Origin of the sequence: Flavobacterium pallidum (assembly GCF_003097535.1) — a bacterium.
GTDB lineage: Bacteria > Bacteroidota > Bacteroidia > Flavobacteriales > Flavobacteriaceae > Flavobacterium > Flavobacterium pallidum.
On the sequence record NZ_CP029187.1, the window covers coordinates 2,773,047 to 2,789,413 of the forward strand.

General features: G+C 42.1%; 13 protein-coding genes. 6 read left to right on the top strand and 7 right to left on the bottom strand.

Features of this window, described 5'->3' with window-relative positions; translation table 11 throughout:
• The 4 genes from HYN49_RS11475 to HYN49_RS11490 are packed head-to-tail and all read left to right on the top strand — an operon-like array spanning position 1 to position 2,488.
• Positions 1–438 (top strand): 3-hydroxyacyl-ACP dehydratase FabZ family protein, encoded by a 438-nt coding sequence (locus HYN49_RS11475; protein WP_108905045.1) that lies wholly within the window; start codon positions 1–3, stop codon positions 436–438.
• Positions 435–1,709, top strand: coding sequence for a beta-ketoacyl-[acyl-carrier-protein] synthase family protein (locus HYN49_RS11480; RefSeq protein ID WP_108904251.1), 1,275 nt, complete (start codon positions 435–437; stop codon positions 1,707–1,709). The genes HYN49_RS11475 and HYN49_RS11480 overlap by 4 nt, the downstream gene beginning before the upstream one ends.
• 7 nt (positions 1,710–1,716) lie before the next feature.
• Positions 1,717–1,959 (top strand): acyl carrier protein, encoded by a 243-nt coding sequence (locus HYN49_RS11485; RefSeq protein ID WP_108904252.1) that lies wholly within the window; start codon positions 1,717–1,719, stop codon positions 1,957–1,959.
• Entirely contained in the window at positions 1,943–2,488 is a 546-nt protein-coding gene (locus tag HYN49_RS11490; protein WP_245892169.1) for a 4'-phosphopantetheinyl transferase family protein, read from the top strand. The genes HYN49_RS11485 and HYN49_RS11490 overlap by 17 nt, the downstream gene beginning before the upstream one ends.
• Positions 2,489–2,642: 154 nt before the next feature.
• Here HYN49_RS11490 and HYN49_RS11495 read toward each other — a convergent pair whose 3' ends face one another.
• Together HYN49_RS11495 and HYN49_RS11500 are read right to left on the bottom strand one after the other, a co-directional pair.
• Positions 2,643–3,242, bottom strand: a complete 600-nt coding sequence (locus tag HYN49_RS11495) for a 3'-5' exonuclease (RefSeq protein ID WP_108904253.1) — start codon at positions 3,240–3,242, stop codon at positions 2,643–2,645.
• A 2-nt stretch (positions 3,243–3,244) separates the two neighbouring features.
• Complete coding sequence (locus tag HYN49_RS11500) at positions 3,245–5,161, bottom strand: DUF294 nucleotidyltransferase-like domain-containing protein (RefSeq protein WP_108904254.1); 1,917 nt, start codon at positions 5,159–5,161, stop codon at positions 3,245–3,247.
• 345 nt (positions 5,162–5,506) lie between these two features.
• Between HYN49_RS11500 and HYN49_RS11505 the strand changes: the two genes are divergently transcribed.
• Complete coding sequence (locus tag HYN49_RS11505) at positions 5,507–7,138, top strand: NADP-dependent glyceraldehyde-3-phosphate dehydrogenase (RefSeq protein WP_108904255.1); 1,632 nt, start codon at positions 5,507–5,509, stop codon at positions 7,136–7,138.
• Positions 7,139–7,274: 136 nt separating this feature from the next.
• Here HYN49_RS11505 and HYN49_RS11510 read toward each other — a convergent pair whose 3' ends face one another.
• From HYN49_RS11510 to HYN49_RS11530, 5 genes are all read right to left on the bottom strand, one after another.
• The gene (locus tag HYN49_RS11510) at positions 7,275–7,664 is read right to left on the bottom strand and encodes a hypothetical protein (protein ID WP_146185096.1); all 390 of its coding nucleotides are present in this window, start codon (positions 7,662–7,664) and stop codon (positions 7,275–7,277) included.
• Positions 7,665–7,702: 38 nt separating this feature from the next.
• Positions 7,703–9,106, bottom strand: coding sequence for a sensor histidine kinase (locus tag HYN49_RS11515; protein ID WP_108904257.1), 1,404 nt, complete (start codon positions 9,104–9,106; stop codon positions 7,703–7,705).
• A gap of 12 nt (positions 9,107–9,118) precedes the next feature.
• The gene (locus HYN49_RS11520) at positions 9,119–9,550 is read right to left on the bottom strand and encodes a response regulator (RefSeq protein ID WP_108905047.1); all 432 of its coding nucleotides are present in this window, start codon (positions 9,548–9,550) and stop codon (positions 9,119–9,121) included.
• A gap of 53 nt (positions 9,551–9,603) precedes the next feature.
• Entirely contained in the window at positions 9,604–10,158 is a 555-nt protein-coding gene (locus HYN49_RS11525) for a helix-turn-helix domain-containing protein (protein ID WP_108371742.1), read from the bottom strand.
• A gap of 296 nt (positions 10,159–10,454) precedes the next feature.
• Entirely contained in the window at positions 10,455–11,711 is a 1,257-nt protein-coding gene (locus HYN49_RS11530; RefSeq protein WP_108904258.1) for an NAD(P)/FAD-dependent oxidoreductase, read from the bottom strand.
• 226 nt (positions 11,712–11,937) lie between these two features.
• Here HYN49_RS11530 and HYN49_RS11535 point away from each other — a divergent pair, with 226 nt between their 5' ends.
• A complete protein-coding gene (locus tag HYN49_RS11535; protein WP_108904259.1) occupies positions 11,938–16,341 on the top strand; it encodes a T9SS sorting signal type C domain-containing protein in 4,404 nt (1,467 codons plus the stop codon).
• Positions 16,342–16,367: the final 26 nt, after the last annotated feature.

Consider the following 16,367-nt stretch of genomic DNA (forward strand, 5'->3'; position numbering starts at 1 on the left):
ATGGATATAGAAACGATTCCCGCCTTGTTGCCGTATGCAAAGCCGTTCCTTTTTGTGGATGGCTTATCACACATTGATGAAAACAGCGTGGAAGGCCATTATACATTCACTGAAGACCACGACTTTTTTAAAGGCCATTTTAAAGGGAATCCTGTCGTTCCGGGTGTAATACTTACAGAAACCATGGCACAGATAGGGCTCGTTTGCATGGGCATTTACCTTTCAAATGATACATTGGATAAAACTACTGTAATCGCCTTGACATCAACAGAAATAGAATTTATAATCCCTGTTTACCCAAAAGAAAAAATAGTGGTGGTTTCTGAAAAAATATATTTCCGTTTCGGGAAATTAAAATGCCGCGTAAAAATGCTTAATGCACACGATAAAGTGGTGTGTGAAGGCACGATTGCAGGAATGATAACAAGCAAATCATGAATAAAAGGGTTGTCATTACAGGCTTGGGTGTCGTATCTCCGAATGGGATCGGGATTCAGGATTTTACACATGCCATAAAAAATGGCGTTTCGGGGATCCGTTTTGACCCGGAGCTGGAGCGGCTACAGTTTTCCTGTAAAATTTCGGCGAAACCGGATTTGGATGTGGGCAATATTTCTAAATATTTCACTGAACTGGAGCTCCGCAATTTCAATTCCACCGGGATATTATATGGTGTCATTGCCGGCATGCAGGCGTGGAATGATGCCAGTTTACCCGTTGATGGCATGGACAATCCTGATTGGGACAGCGGTACGATATTCGGGACCGGCACATCAGGGATCGATAAATTCCGTGAAAGCATTTACAAGATAGACGACCTGCAAACAAGGAAACTGGGCAGTACTGCAGTCGCACAAACCATGAACAGTGGTGTGAGCGCTTATCTGGGCGGGAAACTGGGTCTGGGAAACCAGGTCACCACGAATTCATCGGCCTGCACTACCGGAACTGAAAGCATTTTAATGGCTTACGAAAGGATTGTTTCCGGAAAGGCAAAACGAATGCTGGCAGGAAGCACCAGTGATTCGGGTCCATATATCTGGGGAGGGTTCGATGCCATGAAAGTATGTACTTTCAAACATAACGAAGAACCTGAAAAAGGCTCGCGCCCGATGTCAGCCACTGCATCAGGCTTCGTTCCCGGAAGTGGGGCAGGTGCTTTATTGCTTGAAGATCTGGACAGTGCGCTTGAACGAAATGCAAAAATTTACGCAGAGGTTTTAGGCGGGAATGTCAATTCTGGCGGACAACGTGGCGGCGGGACCATGACTGCGCCAAATCCTGAAGCGGTAAAAAAGTGCATTAGAGCCGCTTTGGCAAATGCCGGAATCAATGCGTCGGAAATTGATGCTGTTAATGGGCACCTCACTGCCACTTCGAAAGACAGCCTGGAGATAGAGAATTGGGTGGAGGCGTTGGGTAGGAGCGGAGCTGATTTCCCCTATATCAACTCGCTGAAATCAACCGTCGGTCATTGCCTCTCTGCTGCGGGCAGCATAGAATCTGTGGCAGCCGTTTTACAAATCCACCATGGTTTTGTCTTCCCAAATACCAATTGTGATGATCTGCATCCTGACATAGCGGAACGGATCGACAAGCAGAAAATACCCACACAACTTATCCATAAAAACATCAATATGGTTGCCAAAGCAAGTTTTGGCTTTGGCGATGTCAACGGCTGTGTTATTTTTAAAAAATATAAGAAATAAATATACTATGAACGATACGATTGCTAAGTTAAAAGAAATTATCAGGCCTTATGTAAAAGAACAGCAGGCGCTGGAAAACCTGACTGAAGACACCGACTTCATCAATGACCTCAAAATCAATTCTGCCAATCTGGTGGATATTGTCCTTGATATTGAAGAAGCATTCGGAATTGAAATCGACAATCAGTCGATGGAAAAAATGCTGTCGGTAAAAGCTGCTTTGGAGATTATCAATGAAAAACTGGACTAAAGCCATGATAGGTAACGATTTGGTGGATTTGGCGGCAGCCGCAAAAGAAAGCAACTGGAGAAGAAAAGGTTATCTCCAGAAAATATTCACGGAAACGGAACAATCATACATTATAAATTCACCAAAACCGGAAATTGTAGTCTGGATATTATGGAGCATGAAAGAAGCGGCTTATAAGATCTGGAACCGGGAAAGTGGTATGCGCAGCTTTAATCCAAAGGCGTTTGAATGTCAAATTTGCCAGATTTGTGAAAATACAGCGACAGGGAAAGTCTATTTCGGGAGTGCCGAATACCTTTCTGAAACGATCATCAATACGGCGTTCCTCCACACGACCTGTCGAAACCATGACTATATAAAACCACTTTTTACGAGCATTGCCTGTCATGGAAGCGATATTGAAATGAGGAACCACATTATCCGTGATAAAGCGGGAATCCCCATAGCCGCAAAGCAGCCTGAAGCATTCATTTCAAAAAGTCATCACGGCATGTTTTGTAGTTATTTATCTACATTTAAATTAAAATAGCTATAATAATTTAGTCTAAATTTGGCTAACCTTAACCAAAAAAATCATAGGAATGTCTGCAGACGATATGTTTGGAATATTGCTTATTGCCGCAGGCGTAGCATTGATAGCAATCTTCATTTATGTATATAATCGAAGCAGGAAAAAGTAAATTCTACTTTAATCCAAGCTTAGATTTCAGTTTCAGGAACATCAATGCGATGGAGTAAGCATCTTCGGAAGCAGAAACTTTTTCGATAGCAGGCATCTTAAGCAGTGCGCTTAATTCAGCAAGCGTAAAATGCTTGTCATCATTAAGGTCTTTCCATTTCTGATACATAATTTCAATATCTAGCGCCTCATTTTTGAGTCGGCCGCAATGGATTTTTTCCAATGCCGCATTAATCATCTCTACATCAAAGTTTACGCGATGCCCAATGATTGCCGCGTTTCCGAGATAATCTACGAAAGCCTTTATTCCGTCAGGTTCCAATGCTTTGGGTTGCTTGCTTTCGACAATAAATTCATTGGATAAATGATGGTCATGGTTGTAAACGTACTGGAGTAAAACCACTTCATAGCTGTCGCCAATAATGATTTCATCGTTCATGACCCCGAATGCACTGATGGAAAGGATCACATCCTTTTTATAATCATGCCCGGTCGTAGTAACACTTAACGCAACAGATCGCGGTGAGCGCTTGTCAAATTTAGACAGGTACACTTTCCAGAAATCCGGATACTCTTTGTTGATATTTTTTAGCCAGTCAAGCATATTTATGAGAAAAAAGTAAGCTGGTATTTGTTTTTAATGATTTCTTCAAGATCCTTGAGCGGCAGGAAACAGTTCTTGAGTTTTTCGCGATCCGGTTTCGTCAGTTCCTCGATTGAAATGTACTGTCCGGTATTGCCGTTTTTAATCCCGCTGATGGTGCGGAATTTAAGCAGCATCAGGAATGCTTCGGCACAATTCATATAGATATCAGCGTATTTCGGTTCATTGGCCGCCAATTGCTTAAAACGCGAAAAAGTATTGTTGATGCCTTTGATGTGGTTGCTTAAAGTCAGCACTCTCGCCGCATCAACATAAGGCATAATGGCGCGGTTCTTGATATCGAAAAGTTCTTTATGCTCTCCTTCTTCTTCAAGGTTGAATTGCTTGAAGAAACTTAAAGGCGGCGGTTTTCGTATCGCTTCGTTACCGAGGAATGCAAAGAATTTCTTGTTTTTCCTGGCGCTTAAATTACTGAAAATACTATCTGACAACGCTTCCTCCAGTTGGATTTCCCCAAATGCAATCTCAAAATCGAAGAAAATACTGTAGCTGTCTTCTGGCTTCGCGGCAGGATTCGTCATCCATTCGTCGTATTGGTTGGTCCAGTCGGTCAGGGATTTACACCAAACCATATTGCTGGCCATATGCCCGTATTTGCATAATGGATACCCGATGGTTTCGAGCATCCCGGTGACGCGTTTGGCCAGTTTCAGGAAATAATCCTTTACATCTTTGTATTTATCGGCGGCGACATCTTCAAACACCAGCATGCTGTCCTGGTCAGTGAGCAGCAGTTGTTCTTTGCGGCCCTGGCTTCCAATACTGAGCCATGCAAACCGGGCAGGGGCAGAGCCAATTTCAAGGATAACAAGGTCTACAGCGCGCTTGATAATCGCCATATTCACTTCCCCAGCGATATTATTGATGTGGGAAATCGGGATTTTGTTGTCTATGGAAATCCGGATGAAATCAGCGAGTTTCTCACGAAGGTGCTTGAGTTCCTCTGCATCGGGCGCTTTTTTGATTTCCTTGACCAAAATTCCCGGATTGTTGGATTGTGCCGAAATGATGTCGTGCTGTGAAATCACACCCCGGATTTGTGTTTTGTCGGTGCCGTCGATTGTTACACATAAATATTGTACATTTTGCCGAAGCATAAAAAGTTGTGCCTCAGCCAGGGAAAGGTTTTCAGGAACGGTGATTACCGGCGACATGATGCTGTTGATCAGCGTGGTGATGTAAAATCTCCCGGTAGCCACTTTGGAACGGAATTCCGCATCTGTTACAATCCCTAGCGGAATGTTATTTTCATGGACGATCACGCATCCCAAAAGATTGTCCGTCATTAATTGCGCAACCTGCTGTACAATTGCAGTAGGGCTCACAGTCAGCGGTTTTTTATTATAATCCAAAGACTGGAAATACTGTATTTCCGTCTGGCTATCAATATATTGCACCGTGTCGTTGATGAGTTTGTTCTTGTTTTTGTCCAAAGAACTTCTTGAAGTACTGGCAAAACTCTGCAATAAGAAATCAAGTACAGCAGTATTATTGGCAACAAATGGCCTGAAAGTAGCGATGGGAATAGCATAAAGAATACTGTCCTCGCGCGCCTTTGCTGTCATCTGATAATTGTTCTTTGCAAAAAAAGGACGAAGCCCCATAATGTCACCAGGTTCGCAGCGGTTCAGTAAAGTTTCCTCTGCATCCGAAATTACTGACAAGTTGATGATTCCCGCACCTACAACATAAAAACAATCGTGCAGCGGGTCGTCAATCTTGAAGATGGCTTTGTTCTTTTCAAGCGTAATCACCCTGATGTCCATAGCTACATGGGTGAGTTCATCAAAGGTCATGTTTGTAAACGGCGGATAGGCTGACAGGAAGTCGGCAATCCGTTCGGCAATACTATTTTTCATATGCAGGATAAAGTGATTAAAAATAAGGATTTTTTGCGGTGTTTAAAAGCACCTTCCCTCAAGATATCAATAAGTCTTCAACAATTTCGGTTAAAAAATGATACTCTTAAGTTTTAAGTTGTCCTGAGATCAAAAAAAAAATACTTACAATCAGCTGATTGCAAATGTTAAGTTTTCTTAAAACTATTATAAAATTGACTTTTCTTTAAAAAGATGTACTATATTTACTATTCAAATTTTAAACTTCGTAAATAAACATCTGACGCATAATACTACTTATTAATTCACTAAAAGACATTGTTCCAAAAGACAATGTCTTTTTTGTAACCAATAAATCCTGCCAAAATGGACCAAAATCAATTTGAACAAGCTTTAGATCATTTATTTGTGGCCGAAGAAGCCATACCTGAGCCATTCAGGATTTCGGAAATGCACCAGCGCGAATACTTGTGCGACGGCGAAATGAAACCCTGGAACGGTGCGGTGCATGACGTATTTTCGCCAGTTTATATTGAAACCGCGGAGGGTTTAAAGCAAAAATTAATCGGAAGTTACCCTTTGGCAACTGAAAAAGAAGCGGCAGAAGCGCTGGAAGCCGCAGTAAACGCATATCACGATGGGAGGGGAGCATGGCCAGTGATGAGTGTCAGCGAAAGGATTCACTGTGTCGAGCAATTCACCGGTAAAATGATTGCCCAAAAGGACATCATTGTCAAGCTGATTATGTGGGAAATCGGTAAATCACATGCCGATTCGGTAAAAGAATTTGACCGGACGGTAGAATATATTTACGCTACAATCGATTCACTGAAAAATCTCGACAGGGATTCCTCCCGATTCGAAATCGTTGAAGGAATTGCAGCGCAGGTAAGGCGCTCACCACTTGGAGTAGTGCTTTGTATGGGTCCTTACAATTACCCTTTAAATGAGACTTTTACGACATTGATTCCTGCGCTTATTATGGGAAATACGATTCTCTTTAAACCACCCAAATTCGGAACCTTATTGCATTATCCTTTGCAACGTGCTTTCCAGGAAAGTTTCCCGAAAGGCGTAGTCAATCTGCTATATGGAAGGGGAAATGTAATTATTCCTGGATTGATGAAATCTGGAAAAATCAACGTGCTGACATTGATCGGCTCAAGCAAAGTAGCCAATGAATTGAAAAAACTGCACCCTAAAGTCAACCAACTTCGCGCAGTTTTGGGATTGGATGCCAAGAATGCGGCCATTATTACTTCAAAAGCCGATATTCCACTGACTGTCAAGGAAGTGCTTACAGGCTCCTTATCGTTTAACGGCCAGCGTTGTACCGCACTGAAGATTGTTTGGGTACACCGAAGTATTGCCGAGGAATTCATTGCGCAATTCAGTGAAGCTGTGTCAAACCTCAAATTCGGATTGCCATGGGAAAGCGGCGTTTCATTAACGCCGTTGCCGGAGCCTGATAAAGTCGATTACCTGAATTCCTGCATTCAAGATGCCGAAGTTAAGGGGGCGAAAATCAGGAATGAAAACGGGGGAAAATCAAAAGCATCTTTCTTTTTTCCGGCAGTAGTTTATCCTGTGAACAAGGATATGCGGCTGTATCATGAAGAGCAGTTCGGGCCAATCGTTCCCATAGTGCCGTTTGATGATGCCGAGGAAGTGATCCAATACCTTATTGATACCAAATATGGCCAGCAGGTCAGCATTTTCACCAATGATGCTGATGAACTTTCAGAATTGATCGATCCGCTCGTAAACCAGGTCAGCAGGCTCAACGTCAATACACAATCGCAACGCGGGCCTGATGTTTTTCCATTTACAGGAAGAAAGGACAGCGCGGAAGGTACATTATCGGTAACAGATGCAATACGTTCATTTTCAATAAGGTCATTAGTAGCATTTAAAATGAATGAAAACAATACGCGACTCATTAATGAGGTCATTAACGAGGATAAATCAAATTTCCTGAGCACCAAGTTTATTTTCTAAACCAGTATTATAAAAAAAGCCATTTCAATAGAAGTGGCTTTTTTTTTATAAATCATACTTATATAAGGAGTATGCACAAAAATTCTATTTTACATAATATAAATTATAGTTCAATAATCTAAATATAATGTTTTCGTCATTTACTGGCTAACGTGGCTTTTTTAGGCAAAATATCGCTATTGCCATTCATTAAAAATGTTAGGATATCATTTTCCAAAGTCAATACCGCTGAGCCAACCCGTGTAGCATCGCTTGACAATTGTATGTGCACCTTTTCGTTTTGAACATAACCTGTGAATTTTAATTCCGAATTTACCTTATCTGTATTTTGGTAATTTAAGGTTCCTGTGACAACTGTCTTTGCCTGGCGGATTTCAATTGTCATACGACCCTCATTTTCAGCAACTTTTTTACTATCATAGCTTCCGGTAAAAACTTTCAACTTTGCCTTACGGATTGTAGTTACATTTTGAGCGTAGCTTAATCCTGATATAAACATAAGAACAATCAATAATAAATTTTTCATATTCAGCAATTTAACAGGATTTCTATTTGACAATAAATTTATTTCGGCAAATAAATATGGAATGCTGCTCCGTGATTTTCACTACCGAAAGCCCGAATGAAACCATTGTGGTTTTCTACTATTTTTTTGCAAATGGCCAAACCGATTCCTGTACCTGTGTAATTGGATTCGGTATCGAGGCGCCTGAATAATACAAAAATATTTTCAGCATATTCCTGCCGGAAACCAATACCATTATCTGAAACAACAATTTTATTGAATTTTTCTGGATTAATTGATTTGCCGTCTTTAAAAGTATCGCCTGAAATAATTTCATTTGAAATCTTAATCTGTGGAGCAATATTGTCCTTCGCGTACTTGAGGGAATTGGATAATAAATTCAGGAATAATTGCTGCATTTGGAATGGTACAGCATGCATAACTGGCAATTCAGCCCACTCAATGACAGCCTTCTTGTCCTCAATATCAACAGCCAGTTCCTCAACGACAGCCTTAAGCAGCAAATTCATATCGATTTCAACAAAAGACCTGTCCCCTTTGGCGGCTCTCGAATAACTCACCAGATCAACCATAAGGTTTTGCATGCGATTTGCTGATACCCTGATCCTACTGAAATAATCTTTTCCCTGATCGGATAAATGCCGGGTTTCATTTTCATCAAGCCTTGAGATAAACATCTGGATTTTCCGGAGCGGCTCCTGCATGTCATGGCTTACGATACTGTTGAACGACTCTAACTCTGCATTGATTTCAATAAGTTTCCGGTTTTGGATCTTGAGCTTTTTGGTATTCTTAAGTTGCTCAGCAATGTCACGGTTCATTTTAAGGTAAGCCAGTAAAAAGACGGTTAATGAAAGTATGCCCAGAATGCCTGCGTTCCAACTTGATTCTTCGATTTTCTTACTGTGAAATTGCTCCTGCTTCCCTATTTTGTACTGCTGGGTATTGATTAATTTGTTGATGTATTCCTGTAAATTATCAGTATAGATAAAACTCTTTAATAAGTTATTTTTCAGGTAATTATCGTTGTAATCTTTTTCAGAAAGAGTCTTTAGGGTATTGTCGAAAACCAAATGCCTTTTGTTCACGAACCATTTAAGGCTGTCCAAACCGGACTTAAACTCGGGATTGGTTAAACTGAGCCGGTGAAGCCTTGAAATACGCAGGTCAAATGCATCGTTGTCCAAATCCTGGTTCCTCAGGTAAAGGCTGTCTCTGGTGATGATAAAACTCCGTAATGCAGATTCATTTTTGTTGATTGCTGAAGCTATTTGCTCCAGTTCATAGCGGACTGCATTCGAATTTTCTATGGATTTTACAGATGTGCTCAGCTCACGGATCTGAAAATAAAACTTTGTCGTCAGGTAGCCTACAACAATAATCGATAGCCCTAAGGCCAGCTTCAGCAGTATCGAAAACCTTAGCAAACCTGAGAATTTCATTGATATTCATTATTAAACGCTGTAGAAAAACGTTTCCTTATTAAGTCCTGAAGTATGGAATTGCCAGTTCATATTGACAACGTCCTTAATGACTTTTTTCAGTTTTGAAAAATCATTGGGTTTTTTGATGTACACGTTGGCACCTCCTATAAAAGTATCTTCAATATCCTTTTCTGAAGAAGAAGTTGAATAAATAGCAATAGAGACATCTTTCAGCTTCGGATTTTCGCGAATTTCCTTAAGGCAGTCGAAACCGGTTTTGCAGGGCATATTCAAATCCAGGAAAATGATGTGGGGCAGCACCGTATCTGGCGCTTCGAGATAGTCAATCAGTTCCTTTCCATCCTTGAAAGTGATCAGGGTACTGTTCATTTTCAACTCCTGGATCGCGTCGTTAAAGAAATTCCTGTCATCTTCATCATCATCCGCAAGGATAATGTTCATTGGTGCTTTGTTGTCAATATACATAAGACTGGGGTATTATGTTATCAGTAAAATTAACTGTTCATGCTGCGGCGGCGGTCAACAATCCTTTTAAACATGGAAGGCGTGAGGCCTGTCACTTTTTTAAATTGTGCCGAAAGGTACGCAACACTGCTGTAATTCAGCTTATATGAAATTTCCGTTAATGTCAATCCGTCTTCAATAATGAGTTTTTTGGCTCTTTCTATTTTCTGGATGATGATGAAATTTTCGATTGATGTATAAGTGTATTCCGAAAAAATATTGGCAATATAACCATAACTCAGGTTCAATTGGTCTGAAAGGTAATTTGAAATCGTTGAAAGTGGCAATTTATCTTTTTCATAAATCATTTCGATGATGGTATCCTTGATACGCTGCACCAGCTGGCTTTTTTGATTGTTTATGATTTCTATCCCATAATGCGCCAGCGACTGTTGCAGTTCTGCAAGATCCTCATCTGAAATATTATCAATAAGCTCTATTTCCCCGAATTCCAGCAGGTTATATTTGAGTCCGAGTTTCCCGATCTGTTCCTGCATGATGACGCGGCACGCCATATTGATATCATATTTGATGTATAGTTTCATTAAAGGCAAGTTTTTGGTTAAATTGACGGATAAATATAGACAAAATTTATAAAAACAATAATGAATATTTGAACAAAATTAACATAGGACATTACATTCATTACAGATGAAACCTATCTAAAAAACATAAAAAAAGGAGCCGATATCAGATATAAACTCCTTTTAGTGTCGATGACCGTTACGATTAACGATCTAGTATAAAAGATAAATAGTTTCGTTTTTACGATTCAAAAATAAGACGAATCCAGTCAATCCCCGTTTATACAATTTCAATTAAATATTACAGGATTCCCACATTATTTCTTCTCAGGCCGGATGATCATGCGCAGCGATTGGTCTTTTGAAAAATAAGCCACCATCCAGTTATAAAATGTCTGTAATCTGTTCCTGTAACTAATCAGTGAAATAAGGTGGATGAATAACCAGGCCAACCACGCAATCACACCGTTAAGATGGATTTTTGGTTTGGGAATGTCGACGACGGCTTTGTTCTTACCGATAATTGCCATCGATCCCTTATCATTGTATTTAAAAGGTTTTAATGGATGTGACTTAAGCGTGTTCTTAAAATTCCTCGCAAGGTTCTTCCCTTGCTGTATTGCGACCTGGGCCACCTGCGGATGTCCTTCAGGAAACCCTTCGTCGCTGGTTTGCAGACAGGTATCCCCTATCGCATAAATATTTTCGGTGCCATTGACTTTATTATATTGATCGACCAGCATCCTTTTGGCACGGCCATAACTTTCCTGGGGTATACCATCGAATTGCTTTGCGCTGACACCCGCAGCCCATATCAGATTTTTGGTCTGAATGGTTTCCCCATTGCCGAAAAAAACGGTATCGTTGTCATAATCTGCGACACGGGTATGCAATTTTATCACTACGCCCAGCTTCGTAAGCGCTTCCAGGGTGTCCTTTTGAGATTTTTCACTCATAGGAGACAGCAGCGCATCGCCACCATCAACCAGGTAAACGTTGCTTGCAGTAGTGGATAATTCCGGATATTCTTTAACCAGGATGCTTTTGCGCATTTCAGCAAACATACCCGAAACCTCTACCCCTGTCGGGCCGCCACCGGCGACAACAATAGTCAATAACTTCCTGCGTTCTCTGATGTCCTTGCAAATGGCAGCTTTTTCAATATTCTTTAGTAAGGTATTGCGCATTTCGATGGCATCGTTCAGTGTTTTCATCGGGATGGCATTCTTCTTGACATTTTCCATACCAAAATAATTCGTTTCGGCACCCGTAGCAAAAACCAATATATCATAATGCAGTTCACCGTTGTTGAGGACAATCTTATTCTCAGCAGGAACAACGCTTTGAAGTTCGCCAAACCGGAACTGCAGGTTTTTTTTGCCTGCGAAAAATTTACGAAACGGATAGCTGATGCTCGAAGGTTCCAGGAAAGCCGTAGCAACCTGATATATGAGCGGTGGAAAGAAATTATAATTGTTTTTGTCTACCAAAGTAACCTTTATATCCTTGTGGTTTGCAAGTTCTTTACAGAGGTTGATTCCAGCAAACCCTCCTCCTATCACGACAATTTCCATATTGTTTATGCTCTTTTTTTAGCACCTTAAATTTACGAATATTTATTGGTCCGGATTGGCTTTTGCAAACCGGAAAAACCATTTTATGAAAACTTTAGCGTATGCTGCCCTGATTCAAAATACGTCATCTGCCCTATTTCAGGAGCAGTCATTGCGGGTTAATTTTGTCACATGATGCAATATATGCTATCGTATACTGTACATAAAACAATCAAAAGGGGAAATCATGAAAAAAAATCTACAACACTTTCGCTTCGCGATATTGACACTCGCAATCTGTTGTTTGCAGCAGGTACGGGCGCAGTCCGCGGGGTTTGACTCGTCCTTTATCGTATTGAGCATCAATAACGGCTCCAATATCTATTATGATCTTCAGGCATCGTCAGGAAATCCTGATTTTAATGGGGCCAATCTTGGGACTTTCTGCGAAGGCAGTTCCAATTTAGTTTTCAGGGGAGCCGAGCACAACGTATATAAATGTGGTGGCTGTGATTTAAGCAGTACCCGTTTATATTACAGGGTTTACCCTGCAGGATTGCCGTCCGGTAGTTTTACGTCCAATAACATCGGCTATGCCGCAGGGGGCAGCAATGGTTGTGGCGGTGCGAACCAGCAATGGGCCGACACCGGATATTCGACCAACCTGCTTTCCGGATTGGCACCAGGAAATTATACTATTGAAGTGTATTCTGATGCCACGGTAACCTGTTCCGGGGGCAGTGTTTATGCAGGAAATGATGGGAACAATTACAAGGCCAATTTCACTGTAAGCGGCTACGTTACTTATTATGCAGATAGTGATAACGACGGTTTCGGGAATTATTACAGTCAGCAATCTTCCTGCATGGGTATGCCTGTAGGGTATGCTTCGAATGCCGCTGACTGCAATGACAATCAAAAACAATATACGGATGCTGATGGTGATGGTTTCGGGTCGACCACTTTTGCAGCTTGCGGCGTAACCAATAATGCGGATTGCAATGACAACCAAATCCAGTATCTCGACGGCGACGCTGATGGATTCGGAGCCAATGTATGGGTGGCATGCGGTGTAACCAATAATTCAGATTGCAACGACAATCAATTCCAATATCTTGATGCCGATGGAGACGGATACGGATCGACAACAAAAGTAGCTTGTGGTGTTACCAACAGTGTCGATTGCAATGACAACCAGTGGCAATATCTGGATGCCGATGGTGATACATTCGGGGCAAATATATTGGTTGCCTGCGGCGTAACGAACAATTCGGATTGCAACGACAACCAAATTCAATACCTAGATGCCGATGGTGACGGTTTCGGATCAACAATCCAGGTTGCCTGTGGATTGACTAACAATTACGATTGCAATGACAATCAACTGCAATATCTTGATTCCGATGGTGACGGTTTCGGAGCCAATGTGCTTGTAGCCTGCGGCTTGACCAACAATTCGGATTGCAATGATAACCAAATCCAATACCTCGATGCCGATGGTGACGGTTTCGGATCAACAATCCAGGTTGCCTGTGGATTGACTAACAATTACGATTGCAATGACAATCAACTGCAATATCTTGATTCCGATGGTGACGGTTTCGGAGCCAATGTGCTTGTAGCCTGCGGTTTGACCAATAACTCGGATTGCAATGACAACCAAATCCAATACCTTGATGCCGATGGTGACGGTTTCGGATCAACAATCCAGGTTGCGTGTGGACTTTCAAATCATCTTGACTGCAACGACAATCAACTCCAATATCTTGATGCTGACGGCGACGGTTTCGGAGCCAATGTAATTGTAGCCTGCGGCTTGACCAATAATTCGGATTGCAATGACAACCAAATCCAATACCTTGATGCCGATGGTGACGGTTTCGGATCAACAATCCAGGTTGCCTGTGGATTGACTAACAATTACGATTGCAATGACAATCAACTCCAATATCTTGATGCTGACGGCGACGGTTTTGGTGCCAATGTTCTTGTAGCCTGCGGCTTGACCAATAACTCGGATTGCAATGACAACCAAATCCAATACCTTGATGCCGATGGTGACGGTTTCGGATCAACAATCCAGGTTGCGTGTGGACTTTCAAATCATCTTGACTGCAACGACAATCAACTCCAATATCTTGATTCGGACGGTGACGGTTTCGGAGCCAATGTAATTGTAGCCTGCGGCTTGACCAATAATTCGGATTGCAATGACAACCAAATCCAATATTCAGATGCTGATGGCGATGGTTTCGGATCTGATATACAAGTGGCATGCGGACTCTCGAACAGCCTCGACTGTGATGACAATCAACTCCAATATCTTGATGCTGACGGCGACGGTTTCGGTGCCAATATTTTAGTGGCCTGCGGCGTATTCAATAATTCTGATTGCAACGACAACCAAATCCAATACCTTGATGCCGATGGCGACGGTTTCGGATCTGATATACAAGTGGCATGCGGACTCTCGAACAGCCTCGACTGTGATGACAATCAACTCCAATATCTTGATGCTGACGGCGACGGTTTCGGTGCCAATGTAATTGTAGCCTGCGGCGTATTCAATAATTCCGATTGCAACGACAACCAAATCCAATACCTTGATGCCGATGGCGACGGTTTCGGATCTACTACGCAGGTGGCTTGCGGTTTGACAAACAATATTGATTGCAATGACAACCAAAATCAATACCTGGATGCTGACGGCGATGGCTTCGGAGCAAATGTTTTAGTGGCCTGTGGTGTAACAAATAACAGCGATTGCAATGACAACCAGCTTCGTTATGCTGACAGCGACGGCGACGGTTATGGCTCTATGCTAAAAGTGAGCTGCGGCGGCGTGCCTGACAATACCGATTGCAATGACGGCGATATGCTCGTATGGCAAAGCAATCCATTATACATTGATATTGACGGCGATGGCTATGACGGCGGTACTGAAATCGTATGCTACGGCGCAATCGTCCCAGCTTCTTATATGGAAACGACCAGTGGTGCTGACTGTGATGACAATAACAGCAATGTAAATCCGGGTGAATTCGAGATCCTCGACAACGGCATCGACGACGATTGCAACGGCATGACCGATGCCGTTCCTTATTGCACCGTAGCGACAATCTGGAACGGGTCAGCATGGACTAACAATTATCCTGTTGCCGACCAACCTGCCATCATTTCCGGGAATTTTGCCGCTTCCGCAGATTTACAGGCGTGTTCACTCACGATAACAAACAATGCTCAGGTAATAGTTGCCGGTGGATCCGACTTTAAGATTACAGGCGCAGTCCATGTGGACTCAGGTTCATCACTCACATTTGAAAGCAATGCCAATCTGGTGCAGGTAGACAATGCTGCCAATACCGGAAATATCCTTATCAAGAGAAATACGACCATGCGCCGCCTCGATTATACGTATTGGTCATCACCTGTGGCCGGGCAAAACCTGCTTGCATTTTCGCCACAAACCGTGACAAACCGTTTTATGACGATTGATGAAACGACGAATGCCTTTGTAACCCAAAATCCGTCGATTGCTTCTTTTACAGCTGCAAAAGGTTATGTCATTCGTGCCCCCAATAATTTCACGACAGCACCATCTCCATTCGTTGGAAAATTTACTGGTGTGCCGAATAATGGCGATTTTACAATTCCTGTTACCAAAAACGGACAGGGCTACAATCTCATCGGAAACCCATATCCTTCCACACTTGATGCCAACGCATTCCTTGCTGAAAATCCCGGGACCTTGTACTTCTGGACGCACAGGAACCAGGATGCCGGTTCTGGTGAAAATTATTCGACTTATACCGTCATCGGCGGGACAGCCTCGGCATCAGGCAGTATTGAGCCTAATGGCACCATACAGGTGGGACAAGGTTTTATCCTGCTTCCGACTGCCGCTGGAAATGTCAGTTTTTCAAATGATATGCGTGCCGGAAACAATCAAAACCAGTTCTTCAGGTCGGCTGATATAGAAAAGCACCGCATCTGGTTCAACCTTTTCCACGGCGAAACCCCGTCAAACCAGATCATGGTGGCCTATGCTACCGATGCTACCCAGGATGTCGATGCCGGTATGGATGCATTAATGGTTCCATCAAATGACAGCTTTATTTCCAATCTTATCAACGGAGGGGATTATGTTATACAGGCGCGTGCATTACCATTCGAAAATACTGATGAAGTGCCTTTGTCTTTCAACGCATCCGAAGCGGGAACGTACACTTTGTCCTTAGATCACTTCGACGGATTGTTCAGCAGCAATCAGGAAATTTACATTAAGGATAACCTGAACGGAATAGTGCATGATATGAGGCAATCGGCTTACAGTTTCGCTTCTGCTGCAGGAAATTTTACAAACCGCTTCTCCATTGTGTATCAGAATGCACCTTTAACAACCCAAAATCAAATCCTTAACGTAAATAGTATTGTGGTCTTCAAAAACAATGAAATGTTGACTATCAATTCAGGAAACGCCCAAATGCTGAATGTAAAGATATTTGACATCCGTGGCAGGCTGATCGCTGAAAAAAACAACATCAACAGCAACAGCACCATCATAGATGAACTCAAAGCAGAAAAGCAGATATTGTTGGTCCAGATTACCGACACCAATAACAATTCGGTTACCAAAAAAGTAGTGTACTAAATCTGAATAAATCTAAAATCGCTGAA